Origin of the sequence: Mucilaginibacter glaciei, from assembly GCF_014773245.1 — a bacterium.
Taxonomy (GTDB): domain Bacteria; phylum Bacteroidota; class Bacteroidia; order Sphingobacteriales; family Sphingobacteriaceae; genus Mucilaginibacter; species Mucilaginibacter glaciei.
In genome coordinates this window covers 225,064-240,207 of record NZ_JACWMX010000002.1, presented here as the reverse complement: position 1 = coordinate 240,207, position 15,144 = coordinate 225,064, and the positions used below count along the sequence as shown (strand labels likewise).

The following is a 15,144-nucleotide window of genomic DNA, read 5'->3' as shown; positions in this document are numbered from 1 at the left end:
CCGGGATAATTTAAAAGATAACGGCAAACGTGTGCGTGCCGTTGTTTGAATTATAGGTGAGCGTAAATCCGTAATTATCGCAAATCTGTTTGCAAAGCGTTAAGCCAAGGCCAATTCCTTCGGATGCATCTGTTTTATGGAACCTTTTCAGCACCTGGTTAAAATCAAATGTGCCTTCTCCGGTATTGCTGATACTTAATTGATGCGACTGCAACTTTACGCTAAGTGTGCCATTTTGATTATTATGCCTGATAGCGTTGCTGATCAAATTATTGAGCAGTACCTCAACCAGTAACTTACTCGCCTTTAATTTTTTATCATCACAATGGGTAACCAATTGTAAATTTAATTGGTGTATCATTTCTTCATGCTGATAAAGGCATTGTTCTAAAATTTCCTTCAGGTCAACTTCACCATCGTCTTTGATCAGGCCATTCTCTATTTTAGCCAGCAGCAGCATAGATTTATTGAGGCGGGTAAGCCGTGCCACGGTGCCATAGATATCGTTAAGCAGTTTGCTTTGTTTGTCGGTAAATTCATCGGTTTGTACCAGTGTATCCAACTTGGAATTGATAACAGAAATGGGTGTCATCAATTCGTGCGATGCATTTTCTGTAAAGGCCTTCAGGTTTTGGTAGTCGCTACGCACGCGGTCGGCCATCGTGATCACTGCTTTATCCAGCTCATTGAACTCATCGATTGTTGATGGCGTGCTGTTTACCGATCCATGATCGGTAAGGCTAAATTGTTTTAGCTGCGATAAAACCCTGTAAAAGGGCTGCCAGATACTTTTGAGTATAACCCGGTTCAGCATCACTAAAACCAGCAGCAGCGCGGCTATCACGCCAATGGTGATCAGGAAGATAATCTTAATCAGGTCCTCGGTTTCTACCTTAGACTGCACCACCATGATGCGGTAATTTTGCCCTTTAACCTTCACTGAGCTAATCAGGGCACGGCCTGCCTCAATATCATTATCGTCGGTTTCTTTGTAAGTGGTATCTACAAACCTGCGTTGAACGGCTTGGTTATTTAGAGGGGAGAAAAATATTTGCTGGTGATTGGATTCATAAACATCGGGTAGTTTATTGTTCTGCTTCACAAAGCTAAACACCTCGTTCTCTTCCAGCACCAGGTCCTTGTCAATCTGGCCGGTTAAAATTTGGCTGATGGTATAATAGTAAATAATACCCGTAACCAGCATGATGATCACGGTTACCGCAATATTGATACGGTTGTATTTTTCGAGCAGTTTCATGCCTCTGTGAATTTATAACCCATGCCGTAAGCTGCCTGGATATAATCGTTACCGCCGGCCTCAACTATTTTTTTACGGATGTTTTTGATGTGCGAATAGATAAAGTCGAAATTATCGGCAATGTCAATACTATCGCCCCACAGGTGCTCGGCTATCGCGCTTTTCGATACCACCTTGCCCTTATTAGATATGAAGTAAAGCAGCAGCGCGTATTCTTTACGGGTGAATTTCACTACAGCATTATTCACCTTTACGGTTTTGGCAGCCAGGTCTATACTAATCTCATTAAATTTAAGCACGCTGCTGCCGTCGAAAGATCTGCGCCGAACAATTGCCGTAACCCGCGATTTTAACTCCGACAGGTGAAAGGGCTTGGTAAGGTAATCATCGGCACCCAGGTCTAAACCAATAAGGCGGTCATCCAATGAGTTTTTTGCCGAGATGATCAGCACCCCGTCGTTATGCTGATGTTCTTTCAGGTGGCGCACAATATCCAGCCCGTTGCCTTGGGGTAGGGTAAGGTCAAGAATGACACAATCGTAGCGGTACATACTTACCTTAGCCATTGCCGATGTGAAATTGCCGGCAGTTTCGCATACGCTATCGCCCCCGGTAAAATAAGCCTCGATGCTTTCACGCAGGCCGGCTTCGTCTTCTACTATCAATATCTTCACAAGTTAAAGTTAACAGATAAAATTGGAGAAAATCTGTCTGGGTGTCACTTAGCCCACGTGCGGGCAGGAATGATCCCTATATGAATTTTTTAGGGCCATGTCGCACTTTGCTATTTGGGCCGTATTAGTCGATACAAAGCCATCATTCGCCGATACACTCCTGTAAAAAAGATCGGTGTGGAGGTTATTTGCCATCTCTTAACTACATCCAACAGTATGAAAAAAACATCCACCCAAATCAAAGTATTATTAATTGTGCTTATTGCAGGGTTAAGTGCCTGCGTAAAAAGCACTGTTACACCACCAACACTGGTCGAGTTGGTTACTTCTGACGTTATCATCGACCCTACATCAACCATAGCCTACACCAGTGCATACCTGTCGGGCGGTACGGCCACCGTAACCGCATATGGCGTTTGCTGGAGCGCTACCAACCAAACCCCAACCATTGCCGATTCAAAAACATCAGAGACGTTAACCCTTTTATCTTTTAACAGCACATTGACGGGGCTTGCACTCAATACTACTTATTACATGCGTGCGTACGCTACTAACTCAGCAGGCACCGGGTATGGCAGCGTTATCAAGTTTACTACCGGGGCCGACTTGTCTAACGTTTACCGTAACGTAAGCACCTTAGCAGGTACCACCACCGCGGGTTTTGCTAACGGCACCGGCACATCAGCATCATTAAACAGCCCAATGGGTATGGTTACCGATGCAGCGGGCAATATCTACGTTTGCGATTCCTTCAACTCGGCCATACGCAAAATAACTCCTGCAGGTGTGGTAACAACCATTGCCGGCACGGGCAGCTTAGGTTATGTTGACGGACCGGGTACTACAGCGCAATTTTATTCGCCAAGCGGCCTTGCGCTTGATGCGGCGGGCAACCTTTACGTGGCCGACCGTGGTAATAACATGATCCGTAAAATAACCACGGCGGGCGTAGTTAGCACTTTTGCAGGCAGCGGCAACGCGGGCTATGCCGATGGCACGGGTTTGGCAGCCACTTTCAATACGCCCAGCGGTTTAGCCTTTGATGCGGCAGGCAACCTGTTTGTGGCCGATTTTGGTAATAACCTTATCCGTAAAATAACTGCTGCGGGTGTGGTAACTACTGTAGTGGGTACGCGTGCCGCAGGTTACGCTTTTGGTACCGGCACAGCTGCCATTTTAAATAAACCAAACAGCATTGCCTTTGATGCTAACGGCAATATGTACGTTACCGAGCAATATAATAATGCTATCCGTAAAATAACGCCCGACTATGTGGTGACCACTTACGCGGGCGGCCCTTCGTCAACTATTATTGGCAGCCCATCTGCGGTGGCCATTAATGCGGCCGGCAATATGTTCATTACCGATTTTGCGGGCAGGGTACTGCAGATAAGCGCGGGTAAAATATTAACGGTGTTGGCAGGTACATCGGGCAGTATTGGCTCAACGGATGGCCCGGGTGCCAATGCTAACTTTAGCAGCCCGTCGGGTATAGCCTTAGATGCAACAGGTAACATTTACGTGGGCGATTTTGCCAACAACCTCATCCGTAAGGTAGGGGCCAATTAAAATTTCTTTTTTCTGGTAAATAGTGTTTAGTGTGTGCGGGCGGCCGGAGGGTTGCCCGCTTTTTTGTTGAAAAGGGGTTTAGGGCGCTTAGCCAACATTAATAAGTAGTTACTGGGCAATCATCCTCAAATTATAGTAGAATGTTTAAATTCAATTATATTTGGGCAGTTGGCGTTAACCAAATTGGCGGCTAATTACACACCTTACCTTATATGATGTTAGTTGTAGCTGCAATAGCTGTTTTACTGCTTTGTTTTACAGTGCTGTCTTTAGTGCGGCATGATTACTGGACTTTCCGGGTGTTTGATTATCCGCGCATCCAAAAGTTCATTCTATCGGTTGTATGCCTGGTAGTTTTGCTCTGCTACGCGCAAACGTTAAATGGCTGGCTGTGGGCATTAACGGCTGCCATGGCGGTCAATGCCGGCTATTTGTTTTATCTGATAGTCCCCTTTACCGTTTTGGGCAAAAAACAAGTATTACGGGCCGGTACCAAACTGCCCGGCCAAACCATCAGCCTGATGGTAGCCAACGTATATGAGGATAATACCAATGCCTCAGGCTGTTTGAAAGAAATTTACCGGAACGATCCCGATGTGGTGCTGCTGCTGGAAACCAACAAGCGCTGGGAAACCCAAACCAATGAACTGGGCAATACTTACGCCCACTCCGTTAAAGTAGCCTTAGAAAATACTTACGGCATGCTGCTTTATTCAAAATTGCCGCTACAAAACTACCATGTTAAATATTTGGTTGAGAGCGACATTCCCTCAATTCACACAGAAATAGTTTTACCTAACGGGATGCCGGTACAATTATTCGCGGTACACCCTACACCGCCGGTCCCTAACGAAAACCCACGGTCGACCGAGCGTGATAAAGAATTGCTTTTAGTGGCCGATATGGCCAAAGCATCTGCCTTGCCCGTGATAGTAATTGGCGACCTGAATGATGTTGCCTGGAGCTACACCACCGAGCTTTTTTTAAAGATGAGCGGCTTGCTTGATCCGCGCCGGGGGCGGGGCTTTTTCAATTCATTCCATGCGCATTACCCGCTGATGCGTTTCCCGCTTGATCATGCCTTTATCTCAACAGATTTTAAACTGAGGGGTATAAGAAGGCTGCGTAACTTCAATTCAGACCATTTCCCAATTTTTGTCGATCTGCAATATGATGCCCGTGCACCGCATCAGCAATCATCGATGGAGGCCGATGCGGAAGATATTCAGGAAGCCGCCGAAAAGAAAGCAGCGATATAAGGCTAAACTTTGCGCAGATAGCATTGTTAGTTATGCATGGCGGGAGTAAACAGTAATAAATTCTTTTCGGGTACGAGCGGCCTGGTGTTGCCTGTAAAAAACAAAAGCCTTTACCCGCCGGCGTATCAGGACAAAAGCCGTCTTAACTATTACGGTTCGCTGTTTAACAGTATCGAGATCAACAGTTCGTTTTACAGATTACCGCAGGCAACAACCGTGAAAAAATGGGCCGATGAAGTGCCTTACGATTTCCGCTTTACTTATAAACTCTGGAAACAGGTCACCCATAATAAAAGCCTTCTTTTTAACCCTGACGACGTAAACCGTTTTGTGGCCGCAATCAGCGGGGCAGGCAATAAAGCGGGTAGCTTGCTCATCCAGTTTCCACCCTCCACTACCATTGATTGCATCCGGCAGTTGGAGGCTTTGCTTATCGCGATACAACATGCCGGCCCTGCCCAAACCTGGTCCGTTACTGTAGAATTTAGAAATAAAAGCTGGTACCACGAAGATGCGTATGCCCTGTTAGATACTTACAACGCCGGGATGGTGATACAGGATCTGCCCGCCTCTATTACCCCAATGACAGAACAGCCCACAGAGTTTGTTTACCTGCGCTTTCACGGCCCCGATGGCGGGTATCGCGGTACATACACCGACGATTTTTTGCATGAATATGCTTACTACATTAATGATTGGATGCAAGATGGCAAAACCGTTTATGCTTACTTTAATAATACCATGGGCCAGGCCGTACAAAATTTGTTAACCCTAAACGGCTTTGTCGGGGATTTGACAGCGCCTTAAGTTTCACGAATGTTTTAGAATGGATATTCTCTTTAGAGTTTATAAAGCTCAATTCACTTACTATTTAAAAAATAAAAAGTTGGTTGCCCGGGTAATTTGGGTAATTTGAGAAGCGCATCTTATTCCGATCAAACATCTGCTTATTATCCGTTTCTTAAATGACAAAAAAAAACACAAACGATTATAATGACAGCCAGGCAGCTGAACTCACGTTCCAGGTTTTGGAGAAAGAAAAACGGGCAGCCGAACTGCTAATTGCTAATAAGGAACTCGATTTTCAGAACAAAGAGAAGGAAAAGCGCGCGGCGGAGTTAATTATAGCCAATGCCGAGCTATCGTACCAAAGCGAAGAAAAGAGTAAGCGTGCCGCAGAGTTGGTAATTGCTAATAAAGAATTAGTGTTTCAGAACCAAGAGAAGGAAAAACGCGCGAATGAATTAAGCATAGCTTACGATAAGATAAAGGAAACAGAAGGTTTTTTAAAGGAATATATAGCCGGGCTGGAAAAGATGATGTTTATGACCCACCATAAAGTGCGCCAGCCGGTGGCTAATATTTTAGGCCTTGCGCATACGCTGGAGTTCTATTTAACCGCTCCCGCCACTTTAAAAGAGCTGGTAAGCCATATGCAAACTTCGGCGGCCGATCTGGATACCTTTACCAGGGAACTTACCGCCTTTATAGAAGAGTTGGAACGCAAGGCAAAAGAAAAAGAGTCGGAATAAACGTTTTTCTGCTTATAAAACTCCCGTTCTAAACACCAAGTCTTGCGGTAAAACTGCGGGGCTTGGTGTTTACTGACCAGGGCAAGTAAAGTATCAAAGCATCTGTTTAAGGGGATATAAAAATTATTTGGCGATGACAAATCCGTTAACGTCGTAATTAAACCATAGGAGTGTAAATGCGGTCATACCTACAAAAAATAACAAATACGATGAAAAAATTACTGTTAATGATAATGCTGGTTGCCGGTATCAATATGTTGGCTAATGCACAAACTAAAATGCACAAAACGCCCGAGCAAAAGGCACAGCATTTAACCAAAATGCTGAACAAAAAATTGGTTTTAACTGCCGACCAATCAGTAAAAGTAAAGGCGATTTTGTTTAAGCGCGCTACGCAGATGGACAGCCTTAAGGCTAACCAAAGCACTACCGACCGGAAAATGAACCGGATGACGCGCAAGCAGATCATGATGGATGCAGATAAGGAAGTGAATGGCGTTTTAACCGCTACCCAGCAAAAAACCTATGCCGAAGTAAAGGCAGCTATGAAAGAAAAGATGAAGGCCCGTAAAGGTGCCAAAACACCTGCAGCTGCCCCGGCAGTACAGGGATAATGAGTTTTGATGTTGAGTTTTTGATGAGTGAGTAGTTTTGAGTAGAGCGGGTGGCCTGATGAACCACCCGCTTTTTTTTGCGCCTATTGCATGGCTTCGTCAAACAAACTGTTTAACTGTCTATATCGCTCGCCGCGGCCATCGTTTTTAATATAATACGCCATCAGGAAAGCGGCATACTTTTTATCGTTATTTACCACGGGGTAGCTGCCAAACAAGCCCGGGCTGCTTACACTGCCGTTGCCCATTACCCACTCGCCAAACCCGTAACCCGAAGCGGCTGCCCCGGCAGGCGAGTGGGCTACTGTTACACCGGCAGTAATGCGGTTAACCTGCATCTGCCTAATGCTTTCTTCACTCAAAATGCGTTTGCCATTTGCTGTGCCCTTGTTTAATATCATCACCAAAAACTTCAGGTAATCATTAGCGGTGCTTACCGCGCCGCCTGCGGGTAAAACTACTTTGCCTGTATTAAAGTCGGTGCTTGCCATGTTAAGCGGGCCGGTTATCCTGTCAGCAAATAATTGTTGAAACGTTTTGCCGCTAATTTTTTCTATAACGGCGCCGGCAATTTGTAACCCGGTATTGCTGTAACGGAACACGGTGCCCGGTTTGCCCTCTATGGGCAGGGCGGCGATATCGGTAATGGCCTCGTCCATACTGTTGTTATCGCGCATATCCCGCAGGCTTTCCTTTAACTCGGGCGATTTTATCCCCGTTTGGTGCGACAGGCATTGCGCAATGGTGATGCCCCCTTTGCCACTTTTTGAAAGTACGGGTAAAAACTTGCCTACGGTATCGGTAAGTTTGAGCTTACCCTCGTCAACAAAGGTCATGACCAGGGCTGCGCTGAACCATTTGCTGCAGCTGGCCACCGGCTGGCGGGTATCGGCATCAAACCCGGCATTGCTTACCGGCTTACCCGTGCGGTTGGCAATGATGCGGTTAACCATTTTTTGTTTAACAGACAGGTTGTTTTGGCTGCCGGTATACACTGTTTTACCATTTTGGTAAACCACTAATACCACTCGGCCACCCATTTGCGGGGCGTTAGTTGCCAGCCATTCGTCAACCTTGTTAAACTTGTTTTGGGCCAGACAAATGGCGCAGGTAAAAGTGAGAAGTGTGATGACAAGGGTGGACAGTCTGATTAGCATATACTTGTAATTAAGGGGTTTAAGTAAATATACGCATTGCGTGCGCATATATTATCGCGAAGCATCTTAAATATGTCGCTTACATACGCGTGGGGCATTGAGAATTAGGATAGCTTGTAAGCTCTGTCAGCCGATTGAAATAATGTGGATTGTTCAAGCACCATTTTTTGTTGCCGATGTTATAAGTGTATCTTCATTATAACAATCACAAAACATGAAATACAGAAATTTAGGTAAAACAGATGTAAAGTTATCTGCAGTTGGGTTAGGCTGCATGGGCATGAGCCATGCCTACGGCGAACCTGACGACGTAGAATCTACAGCCACATTAAATAAGGCCATTGAACTGGGCATCAACTTTTGGGATACTGCCGATGTTTACGGCAACGGCCAAAACGAAAAATTGATAGCCGGAGTGTTGAAACCCAACAGGGATAAAGTTTTTATCGCTACTAAATTTGGTTTCAGGGCTGCTGCCGATGGTAAATTGAGCACGTTCGACGGATCGCCGGCGTACCTGAAAACAGCGGTAGAAGAAAGCCTGAAACGCCTGCAAACGGATGTGATAGACTTGTATTACGCTCACCGAATAGACCCCAACGTACCCGTAGAAGATATGGTTGGCGCCATGGCCGACCTGGTGAAGGAGGGAAAGGTAAAATACCTGGGCCTTTCAGAAGCATCGCCCAATAGCATCCGCAGGGCAAATGCGGTGCACCCCATAGCTGCACTGCAAAGCGAATATTCGTTGTTAACACGCGATGTGGAGGATGAAATACTGCCGCTTTGTAAAGAGCTGGGCATTTCTTTTATACCCTTTAGCCCGTTAGCACGTGGCTTGGTAACCAACACGCTAAATGTTGCCGACCTGAAGGACGGCGATTTCCGGAAAACCTTGCCGCGCTACCAGGAAGGGCATGCCGAAAACAACCAGTCGCTGGCACAGGGCTTTGCCGATATCGCTGAGGGGATAGGTTGCTCGCCTGCCCAATTAGCCATAGGCTGGGTATTGGCCCAGGGCGATAACGTGATCCCGATACCGGGGACTAAAAAACGCAAGTACTTACAGGAGAATGCCGGGAGTGTGGATGTAGACCTTTCTGCCGCGAATTTATCAGATATAGAAATGCTGTTAAAGAAATACCCCGACACCGGCGAGCGCTATAACGAAGGTAACTGGAAGTTTGTAGACAGGAATTAAGTGCCAGTAGCTGACAATTCTGTGATATTGTGCGTAGAAATACGCATTCGGCGAAACGCGTAGTTCTACGTATAGGAGCTACGCCTGTAAGCGTTTATATTTACAAAGCGAAAGCCGTTATGAATTTTGAAGTCAGTTTGCCCGGGGAAAGGGGGGTCTCGAACCGGACAAAGGGGGCCGACTTACGAGATTTTTTAATAGTTGAATTTTTTCTGAAGCAGGGCACTCTAATAGGGTGCCCTGTTTTGGTAAGGCCCTGCGCTACCTAAACCTTATCAACGCAAAAAGCCATCTGTAAAGGATGGCTTTTGTAGTTTTGGGAGATGAATAACTTTTAATCGTGCTGCGGATCGTGCGATTTGATGCGTTCTAAAAAGCCGTGTTCATTTATTGCATATTCAGATTCGCTGGTATCGGTATCGATTTTTAACTCTTGTATACGTTTGGCTTTACCCTTTAACAAAGGGAATATCAATGTGGCTAACAGGAAACCTATGGCTGTAATTTCGAAAAGTGTGTCTATCTCGTGGATGGTTTGTGCATTAAAAGGCATAATTGTGTTATTAATAATTTACAGTGTAGCCAAAACGATGCCATAAATGCCAAATTGCCTTTATTAGGCTATAAAGAATGTTTAAGCTTGGTTTGGTAATATTGTTGTTTATTTAACCGCTTCAAAATGAAAAGGTTTGCTTTCATTTTGAATTGATAGTAATAATTGGTTAGCTGATATACGTTAGCTATAAGGTGTTTGGTTTTAAATCTTTACCGGTTTAAGCACTACCGTTAATATTGCAAAACGTAGTATATTAGCTATAACTAACCGCCTTGTTATGAAAGTATTTAACCTGATCTTCTGCGCGCTGTTTGTGTTCTTCGCGGCGTTGCAATACAACGACCCTGATCCATACGTATGGATGCCCATTTATCTTTACAGTGCATTCTTGTGTTACCAGGCGTCGCAAAAACAGTTTTACCCCAAAGCTTATTTTTTAGGGCTGCTGATATACGGTGCGTATGCCATCTACCTTCTGTTTGATAAAACCGGAGTGATAGATTGGGCCCGCGACCATCACGCCGAAAGTATGGTACAAACCATGAAGGCAGAAAAGCCCTGGATAGAAGAATCTCGCGAGTTTTTTGGCCTGGTGATATTGATGGTGGTAATAAGCATCAATTGGGGTTATATGAAAAGGTTGAGAAAAACCAAGGGCCGGTAAAGCGGCTAACCTTGTGTTTATTCATTTATTTATTGCCAATCCCGCTTAACCAATTATTAAATATCTTAATCAATAGTATTATGGATTAATCATCCGTACATTCGGATAAGTTCTTTTATAATAAATCGGAATGGTATGGATGTTCAGGAAAAATTAACATTTGATGTTTTAAGCCTCCAGCCCAATTTGCTGATGGCCGCGCTAAATGCAGCCGCCAACAGTATTTTGATAACCGACGAATTGACACCCGGCGCACCCATCATTTATTGTAACAGGGCCTTTGAAGCGCTTACCGGTTACACCAGTGCCGATGTAATGGGCAGGAACTGCCGTTTTTTACAGGGAAAGAACACCACGCAGGATGCCCGGATAATTATACAGGAAACCATTGCCAACGGGAGCGACTGTCTGGTAGAATTAAAAAACTACCGCAAGGATGGATCGTGGTTTTGGAACGAACTTTACTTATCGCCCATCAGAAATATACACGGCATCGTTACCAATTATGTGGGCATCCAAAATGATATTACGGCACGTAAACAGCAGGTACTTACGCTAAAGACACAGCTTGACCAATCACGAAAGCTGCAAAACCTTAAGGATGAGTTCATCAGCGTAGCCAGTCACGAACTTAAAACACCTTTGACTACCTTGAAGGCATCGCTGCAATTACTGGCAAAACTAAAAAACGACCTTGCCTCCCGGATGCTGCCTTTGTTAATAGACCAGTCTGTTAAGAGTATGGAAAAGATATCGGTGGTCGTTAACGACCTGCTTACTTTTACAAGGGTGAACGAGGGGCAACTGCAGCTGAGCAAATCTCTTTTCAAGATTGCCGATATGGTAAACAGCCACTGTGATTATATTGCCGACGGGGGTAAATATGAAGTAATTATACAGGATGATACCGACCTGGAAATTCATGCGGACGAAGGCAGGTTAGGGCAGGTGATCGTAAACCTGGTTAATAATGCCATGAGGTACTCGCCCAAGTCGATGGTGATCAGGGTGTTGATTGAGCGGGAACGTGGGGGCGCTAAGGTCTCCGTATCTGACGATGGCCCCGGCATAGCCGCAGAACGCATTCCTCACTTATTTGAACGTTACTACCGCGCAAGTCATGCAGGTACCCATCACTCAGGGCTCGGGCTGGGTTTGTATATCTCGTCAGAGATAGTCAAGAGGCATGAAGGGCAAATTGGTGTTAATACCGAATTAGGGGTGGGCAGTACTTTTTGGTTTACCCTCCCGCAAGATTTTGCCGCTAACAGCAAGCTTTCTCAAAAGCTGACAGTAGCGGGTTAAACAAAATTGTTGATTTTGCTATCTTCGCCGCATAATCTACCCGTTTATGAAACATTTCTTAAAAAACAAGGCATTGTTATTTGTCGCTGCATCAGCAGTATTGGTAGCGGCCTGCAACTCGGCTACCAGGCCAAAATCTGCCGCCGATTCTGCCAAAACTGATACCACAGCAAAGCAGGCAATTACAGCAGCACCCGCGGATAGCGGTAAATTGGTGGGTGCCTGGCATGACGAAGCCATTAAATCTGACGATGGCAAGCAGATCGCCTATGAGGTGATCAGTAAAGGTAAAAAGTTCTACATCCAGGCCATTACATTTACGGGCACTAATCTAACACTGAATGATACGCCACCCATTACACCATCGGCAACGGAGATAAAAAGGGAGGGCGACCACTTTGTGAGTGTTGAACGCCCTGGTGAAAGCTACAAGGTTGATCAAAAAGGCAACTTGCTTTTATATGATAACGGGCAGCTGGTTGCTGTTTGTAAGAAAATACTTTAATCCAAATTCGGCATTAAATAGTTCTGAATTTCAACAAAAAACGCTGAATATCTCCGATAAAACAGAAGATGTTCAGCGTTTTTTACGTAAAAGAGGTTTTAACTTATTTATGATTGCTATTCCAGCCGATCTTCATTTTGCCACCTTCTTCATGCGCGCGGATATGCACTACGATTCCTTTGAACCGGCGTTTCTTTAACTCCGCATCATCGGTAATCTCCTTGTCTTTACTTGGGTCGCGCAAGGGGATATCCAGGGCTATATCGGTACCCTTTGTAAGCCCGTATACACCGGCCACATCCATATTGATAACGCTCGAACTAAACTCCAACGGGTTGATGATGATCTTATCACCCCTTACATCGAAATGGGCGTCAAGACTTGGGATGGCTATGTTCTTCAGATCGCGGAAGGGAAATGCGAATTTACCTACGCCGGTTATCGGTTTAAAATTCAACAATGCCGCGTTTTTTAAATTCAAATCCAAGCGGCCATTGATAGATTGCGGCGCCAGGCTTCCCGCATCGGTAATGCCGCCCGTAATGTTAGCTTTAGCAGATAGATACCCTTTCAAATTTTCGGCAGTAAAATCTGTCAGTCCGAAGTTGTCAAACGCATAAAAGAAATCGCGCACGTTTACGGAACTGATCACCGAGTTCACTGCAAAGTTATTGAGGCTTTTACCCTGCGTTAACTTCCCGTTCATCCTTACCGAACCGCCGGTAGTTTTCAAGCTGATATCTTTTAGGATGATTCCGTCATCGGTAGTTAGTAAATCGGCGCGGGTATCGGTAGCCAGGAATTTTTTGTAATGCAGGTTGTCAACCTCCATGTGCATTTCTGCCTTACCGCGTTGCAGTACGTTACTCAGCTGATCGATAATGTTACCGCTGTTGGTTGTACCGGTTTTTGTAGGCGTAGTATTGCGTGCGCTTAAAAAGCCTATAAACTCTGCGAGGTACAATTGCGGGCTTTTGATTTGCCAGCTAAGCAAGATCTTTTCGGGTGCATCATAATACAGGTTCAAAAAGTTATTTACCCTGCCATTCATTAATACTACGCTGCGGCCGCTTTGCAGGCGGATGTTGCTCAATATCAAATCATTTTTCACAAAATTAATGGCAAAGGATGTTTTTTTCAGCAGCAGCTTGCGCGGGAAGTAGTTGATATCCGCATCCCTGAAGTTGATGGCACCCTGTACAAGTGGTTTGTTTATTTTATAATCTACAATATCCGCCCGGTAGCGCAGGTTAATATCGGCCTCGCCATTGGTGAATTTGGCAACGTTATCCTGCAGTAGGTAATTCAAGTCGGCTGCCGGAAAGTTAGACCGGAAGTTACCCGTAGCAATAGGTTTAACCAGGTTAATGATACTACCGGTATCTATTTTAAACGGCAAATGGTTGTACGTACCGCTTAGGCCTATCAGTTTGATGACGGAGTTCTCATCGCCCAGGGGTTTGCTTTTAACATAGCTATTAGTAAAGATCCCTTCGAAATTGCAATTCTCAATAGTACTGCCGGGAATACTTAAGGTGTTGCCTTGAGTTTTCGCAGTAACATATAAAAGCGGATCGCTGCCGCCGCCAAAACTGCCGGAGATATTTGCAGTTACGGCAATTGGTTTAGACAGGTTAAAGCGTTTAAGTGCCAGGTTGATATTGGGCGCCAGTAGATTACCCGCATTGCGCCAAAGAAGTTTGTCGGCAGCCACATGGATAGAAAAATTGGTAGGGCTTTTAGCAGTTTCAAAAATGGCATTGATATCAAATGGGTCATCGCCAATATTTAGCGGGGTAGCTTGTACGTTGATCTTGCCGGTGCTTTCATTAAAGCCGGCTTTAAAATCGCCAACTAAGCGTTTGTTCTTGATAAAGCTGCCGCGCAGGCTATTAAAGGCCATGCTTTTGGCCATCACATCCAAGTGGAAATCAGACCGCCAGCCACTATCCGGGTAGCTCATGTGGCCCCGCAGATCGTTCACGCCAAAGCTGAAAAGCTTATGCGCTTTTTGATCGTTCAACGTAAAATCAACATTCTCTAACGTGAATTTTTTGAGCTGGGTAGATGAGTTGCTTTCTGATGGGTTATTCTTTACCTTTTTATTATCTTTTTTGAATACCGAGGTATTACTATAGCCGCTGGTATCGGTGTAAAGATCAACCGCCGCGTTCTTAATCTCGATATGATTAACATCAATAGTACCCCTAAACAGTGCCGCGGTATTGACAGATACGTTCAGTTCTTTAGCATTTAGCAGGGTATGCTTATGGCGTGCAAACTGCTTATCGCGTATTAAAACATCTGTTAATGAGAGTGATACATCGGGGAAACCTTTGAAAAAGGTGGGGTGCATATCGCCTATAACCAGCGTGCCATCTACACTTTTTGAAAGCTGGTCGTTAACCATTTTAAGCACTTTGGCTTTGTTGAAGGTGACATATAAGGACAAGCCTACCACTACCAGCACTACCAGTAACACTAAGCCCGCTAAAACCTTAAGCGATATTTTTAACCAATTAGGCATTTGAATGAATTTAGTGGATAATAGCTAAACGCGTGATTTTGTTTTACTTGTAATATACGGAATAAATGTGTGGGAGGAAACACGGGAGCGGGGAAACGGAGCGGATTTCTCTAAAGTTTTAACCTTTTAGAATTTTCAAACTCCTTCGCCAGTTTTTCAGCAGCTAACACATCGTCTAATCGCCTCGATTTTAAAACGAAGTAAATACCCAACGGGAAAAATATCAGGCACCAAAAAAAGCTGTCAAAGCCCCCGATCACGCGTTTTGATCCAATTTTAAAAAAGATAAGTGCTAGAATTAGGTTCATAATATAACGCCTTAA

General features: G+C 44.9%; 15 protein-coding genes. 9 read left to right on the top strand and 6 right to left on the bottom strand.

All coding sequences use genetic code 11. The features are described 5' to 3' along the window. Window positions 1-10 precede the first annotated feature (10 nt). Both IDJ76_RS05700 and IDJ76_RS05695 read right to left on the bottom strand, forming a co-directional pair. The gene (locus IDJ76_RS05700) at window positions 11-1,258 is read right to left on the bottom strand and encodes a sensor histidine kinase (RefSeq protein WP_191161663.1); all 1,248 of its coding nucleotides are present in this window, start codon (window positions 1,256-1,258) and stop codon (window positions 11-13) included. Further along, the gene (locus IDJ76_RS05695; protein ID WP_191161661.1) at window positions 1,255-1,932 is read right to left on the bottom strand and encodes a response regulator transcription factor; all 678 of its coding nucleotides are present in this window, start codon (window positions 1,930-1,932) and stop codon (window positions 1,255-1,257) included. Before IDJ76_RS05695 ends, IDJ76_RS05700 begins: the two co-directional genes overlap by 4 nt. Before the next feature lie 216 nt (window positions 1,933-2,148). Between IDJ76_RS05695 and IDJ76_RS05690 the strand changes: the two genes are divergently transcribed. From IDJ76_RS05690 to IDJ76_RS05670, 5 genes are all read left to right on the top strand, one after another. Next, window positions 2,149-3,501, top strand: coding sequence for an NHL repeat-containing protein (locus IDJ76_RS05690; protein WP_191161659.1), 1,353 nt, complete (start codon window positions 2,149-2,151; stop codon window positions 3,499-3,501). A gap of 212 nt (window positions 3,502-3,713) precedes the next feature. Next, window positions 3,714-4,760, top strand: coding sequence for an endonuclease/exonuclease/phosphatase family protein (locus tag IDJ76_RS05685; RefSeq protein ID WP_191161657.1), 1,047 nt, complete (start codon window positions 3,714-3,716; stop codon window positions 4,758-4,760). 36 nt (window positions 4,761-4,796) lie between these two features. Beyond that, window positions 4,797-5,567: a DUF72 domain-containing protein gene (locus tag IDJ76_RS05680; RefSeq protein ID WP_191161655.1), complete on the top strand. Its 771-nt coding sequence runs from the start codon at window positions 4,797-4,799 to the stop codon at window positions 5,565-5,567. 158 nt (window positions 5,568-5,725) lie between these two features. Beyond that, complete coding sequence (locus IDJ76_RS20760; RefSeq protein WP_224746211.1) at window positions 5,726-6,292, top strand: hypothetical protein; 567 nt, start codon at window positions 5,726-5,728, stop codon at window positions 6,290-6,292. Between the two features lie 209 nt (window positions 6,293-6,501). Continuing rightward, a complete protein-coding gene (locus IDJ76_RS05670) occupies window positions 6,502-6,906 on the top strand; it encodes a hypothetical protein (protein WP_191161653.1) in 405 nt (134 codons plus the stop codon). Between the two features lie 83 nt (window positions 6,907-6,989). Here the strand turns inward: IDJ76_RS05670 and IDJ76_RS05665 are convergent, their stop codons facing one another. After that, window positions 6,990-8,063, bottom strand: a complete 1,074-nt coding sequence (locus IDJ76_RS05665; RefSeq protein ID WP_191161651.1) for a serine hydrolase domain-containing protein — start codon at window positions 8,061-8,063, stop codon at window positions 6,990-6,992. Between the two features lie 214 nt (window positions 8,064-8,277). Here IDJ76_RS05665 and IDJ76_RS05660 point away from each other — a divergent pair, with 214 nt between their 5' ends. Continuing rightward, window positions 8,278-9,264, top strand: coding sequence for an aldo/keto reductase (locus tag IDJ76_RS05660; RefSeq protein WP_191161649.1), 987 nt, complete (start codon window positions 8,278-8,280; stop codon window positions 9,262-9,264). A gap of 334 nt (window positions 9,265-9,598) precedes the next feature. On the opposite strand, the gene IDJ76_RS05655 is transcribed toward IDJ76_RS05660, so the two are convergent. Further along, window positions 9,599-9,817 carry a hypothetical protein gene (locus IDJ76_RS05655; protein ID WP_191161647.1) on the bottom strand — a complete coding sequence of 73 codons (219 nt, stop codon included), beginning with the start codon at window positions 9,815-9,817 and terminating at the stop codon, window positions 9,599-9,601. A gap of 280 nt (window positions 9,818-10,097) precedes the next feature. Here IDJ76_RS05655 and IDJ76_RS05650 point away from each other — a divergent pair, with 280 nt between their 5' ends. The 3 genes from IDJ76_RS05650 to IDJ76_RS05640 all read left to right on the top strand — a co-directional run bounded on the left by IDJ76_RS05650 (window position 10,098) and on the right by IDJ76_RS05640 (window position 12,294). Further along, entirely contained in the window at window positions 10,098-10,484 is a 387-nt protein-coding gene (locus IDJ76_RS05650; RefSeq protein ID WP_191161645.1) for a transmembrane 220 family protein, read from the top strand. Between the two features lie 135 nt (window positions 10,485-10,619). Continuing rightward, window positions 10,620-11,789, top strand: a complete 1,170-nt coding sequence (locus IDJ76_RS05645; RefSeq protein WP_191161644.1) for a sensor histidine kinase — start codon at window positions 10,620-10,622, stop codon at window positions 11,787-11,789. Window positions 11,790-11,835: 46 nt separating this feature from the next. Continuing rightward, window positions 11,836-12,294 carry a hypothetical protein gene (locus IDJ76_RS05640; protein WP_191161642.1) on the top strand — a complete coding sequence of 153 codons (459 nt, stop codon included), beginning with the start codon at window positions 11,836-11,838 and terminating at the stop codon, window positions 12,292-12,294. Between the two features lie 103 nt (window positions 12,295-12,397). Here the strand turns inward: IDJ76_RS05640 and IDJ76_RS05635 are convergent, their stop codons facing one another. Further along, window positions 12,398-14,821: an AsmA family protein gene (locus IDJ76_RS05635; protein ID WP_191161639.1), complete on the bottom strand. Its 2,424-nt coding sequence runs from the start codon at window positions 14,819-14,821 to the stop codon at window positions 12,398-12,400. Window positions 14,822-14,931: 110 nt separating this feature from the next. Further along, window positions 14,932-15,129, bottom strand: coding sequence for a hypothetical protein (locus IDJ76_RS05630; RefSeq protein ID WP_191161637.1), 198 nt, complete (start codon window positions 15,127-15,129; stop codon window positions 14,932-14,934). Between the last annotated feature and the right edge of the window lie 15 nt (window positions 15,130-15,144).

Coding starts and splice junctions, on each gene's coding strand:
- IDJ76_RS05700 (WP_191161663.1), bottom strand. CDS start 1,258: ATGAAACTGCTCGAAAAATACAACCGTATCAATATTGCGGTAACCGTG.
- IDJ76_RS20760 (WP_224746211.1), top strand. CDS start 5,726: ATGACAAAAAAAAACACAAACGATTATAATGACAGCCAGGCAGCTGAA.
- IDJ76_RS05680 (WP_191161655.1), top strand. CDS start 4,797: ATGGCGGGAGTAAACAGTAATAAATTCTTTTCGGGTACGAGCGGCCTG.
- IDJ76_RS05665 (WP_191161651.1), bottom strand. CDS start 8,063: ATGCTAATCAGACTGTCCACCCTTGTCATCACACTTCTCACTTTTACC.
- IDJ76_RS05660 (WP_191161649.1), top strand. CDS start 8,278: ATGAAATACAGAAATTTAGGTAAAACAGATGTAAAGTTATCTGCAGTT.
- IDJ76_RS05690 (WP_191161659.1), top strand. CDS start 2,149: ATGAAAAAAACATCCACCCAAATCAAAGTATTATTAATTGTGCTTATT.
- IDJ76_RS05655 (WP_191161647.1), bottom strand. CDS start 9,817: ATGCCTTTTAATGCACAAACCATCCACGAGATAGACACACTTTTCGAA.
- IDJ76_RS05630 (WP_191161637.1), bottom strand. CDS start 15,129: ATGAACCTAATTCTAGCACTTATCTTTTTTAAAATTGGATCAAAACGC.
- IDJ76_RS05670 (WP_191161653.1), top strand. CDS start 6,502: ATGAAAAAATTACTGTTAATGATAATGCTGGTTGCCGGTATCAATATG.
- IDJ76_RS05650 (WP_191161645.1), top strand. CDS start 10,098: ATGAAAGTATTTAACCTGATCTTCTGCGCGCTGTTTGTGTTCTTCGCG.
- IDJ76_RS05640 (WP_191161642.1), top strand. CDS start 11,836: ATGAAACATTTCTTAAAAAACAAGGCATTGTTATTTGTCGCTGCATCA.
- IDJ76_RS05685 (WP_191161657.1), top strand. CDS start 3,714: ATGATGTTAGTTGTAGCTGCAATAGCTGTTTTACTGCTTTGTTTTACA.
- IDJ76_RS05635 (WP_191161639.1), bottom strand. CDS start 14,821: ATGCCTAATTGGTTAAAAATATCGCTTAAGGTTTTAGCGGGCTTAGTG.
- IDJ76_RS05645 (WP_191161644.1), top strand. CDS start 10,620: ATGGATGTTCAGGAAAAATTAACATTTGATGTTTTAAGCCTCCAGCCC.